The sequence below is a fragment of the Streptomyces sp. NPDC001204 genome (assembly GCF_053598035.1).
Genome location: NZ_JBSFJL010000087.1, coordinates 1 through 1879 on the forward strand (window position 1 = coordinate 1; position 1879 = coordinate 1879).

Here is a 1879-nt window from a genome sequence, read left to right on the forward strand (position 1 = left end):
GAGCCTGTCGGTGGCGACCGTGTGGCGGCTGTTGAAGCGGCACGGCTGGTCCTGGCAGGCGCCGACCCGGCGTGCTCTCGAACGGGACGAAGACGCGGTCACGCTGTGGAAGAAGGAGGTGTGGCCGCTGGTGGAAGCACCGCGGCGGGGCTCGGGGCCTGGGTCGTCTTCGAGGACGAGGCCGGATTCTCGATGACCCCGCCCAAGGCCCGCACCTGGGGCTTGCGTGGTCGCACTCCCGTTGTGCGTGTCCGTGGCAGGTCCAGGCGCCGAATCTCGGTAGCAGCCCTGTGCTGCTACAAGCCCGGCCGTCAGAGCAGGCTGATCTACCGGCCACGGATCCATCTGCCCTTGAAAGGCGCCCGCAAGAGCTTTGCCTGGACCGACTACCGGGACCTGGTGGTAAGAGCGCACATCCAGCTCGGCGGGCCCATCGTGCTCGTCTGGGACAACTGTGAGACTCATGGGGCACCGCTCGGGGCTGGGGTCTGACCCGTGGGACAACTGGCCTTGGATGCCTTGTTCAGGATCTGTCGGCTCGAGTCCCGGGCGGTGCTTGCTGCCGCCGGACCGGCGGGCGTGTCCCGATAGGGGCCTTGCCGCACAAGGCACCGTCACAGTTCTGACCGCTCACCGGTCCGACGTCGGCCACAGCCCCGTGCCGATCGAGGAGCCGCGTGACCATCACCAGCATGCCCCAGCCGACTCTGCCCGCACAGCCGGAAGATCTACCGGCAGAGGACGTGATCCTGGGAGTGGACACCCACAAGGACGTCCATGTTGCCGCCGTGGTCACCGTGCTCGGCACACTCCTGGCCCATCAGGAGTTCCCCGCCACCGCCGCGGGATACCGCCAACTCCTTTGCTGGGCCCGGTCTTTCGGCACCCCGCATCGGGCCGGCGTGGAGTGCACCGGATCCTACGGTGCCGCTCTGGCACGCTTCTTGAGCCGGGAGAACGTCCGGGTCGTCGAGGTGAACCAACCAGATCGCAGCCTGCGCCGCAAGCGCGGCAAGACCGACGCCGTCGATGCCGAGGCCGCCGCCCGCGCGGTGCTGTCCGGACGCGCTGACGTCACGCCCAAGACCGGTGAGGGCCCGGCCGCCGACATGCGTGTCCTGCGGTTGGCGAAGGAGTCGGCGGTCAAGGCCCGCACCCAGGCGAAGAACCAGCTCAAGGCCGTCCTACTTGGCATCGATCCCGAGCTGCGTGAGGTCCTGTCCGAGCTCAGCAACTCGTCCCTGATCGCCCGGTGCGCCGACCTTCCCGACAGCGGCGACGCGGCCGTCTTCACACTCCGGCTGCTGGCCCGCCGCATCCAGCAGCTGACCGCCGAGGTGAAGGAACTCACCCGCCGTGTCAACCAGGCTGTCCGCCGCTGCCATCCGCAGCTCCTGGACCTCGTCGGTGTTGGACCCGACAGCGCCTCTGCCTTGCTGATTGCCGCCGGCGACAATCCGGAGCGGCTGGCCAGCGAAGCCTCGTTCGCCGCTTTGTGTGGTGTCAGCCCCGTCGAGCAATCCTCCGGGAAGACCCAGCGGCGGCGCCTGAACCGTGGAGGCAACCGCCAGGCCAACGCCGCCCTCTACCGCATCGTCGTGACGCGCCTCCGCCGTGACCCACGCACACGCCTCTACCTCGAACGACGCACGAAACAGGGCATGTCGAAACGCGAGATCATCCGCTGCCTCAAACGTTACGTCGCCCGCGAAATCTACCGCCAGATCCAGCCGATGACGCCTCTCCCGACTTCACCTGCGCCACTTGACGCAACATAGGGGCATCCTCAACACCCACCTGGCCGCCGGCATGAAGAAGTACGCGGCCGAGCATGACTGGCTCACCGTCTTCCAGCTGCCCTCCTACGCACCTGACCTCA

The 1879-nt window shown here is 67.9% G+C and carries 1 protein-coding gene and 2 pseudogenes; all 3 read left to right on the forward strand.

Annotation, left to right across the window (positions count from 1 at the left end; all coding sequences use genetic code 11):
• A pseudogene (locus tag ACWC91_RS41465) lies at window positions 1-489 on the forward strand (winged helix-turn-helix domain-containing protein); the annotation flags it as partial.
• Window positions 490-692: 203 nt separating this feature from the next.
• A complete protein-coding gene (locus tag ACWC91_RS41470) occupies window positions 693-1778 on the forward strand; it encodes an IS110 family transposase (protein ID WP_450645074.1) in 1086 nt (361 codons plus the stop codon).
• A 13-nt stretch (window positions 1779-1791) separates the two neighbouring features.
• Window positions 1792-1879 (forward strand): annotated as a pseudogene (locus ACWC91_RS41475) (transposase); the annotation flags it as partial.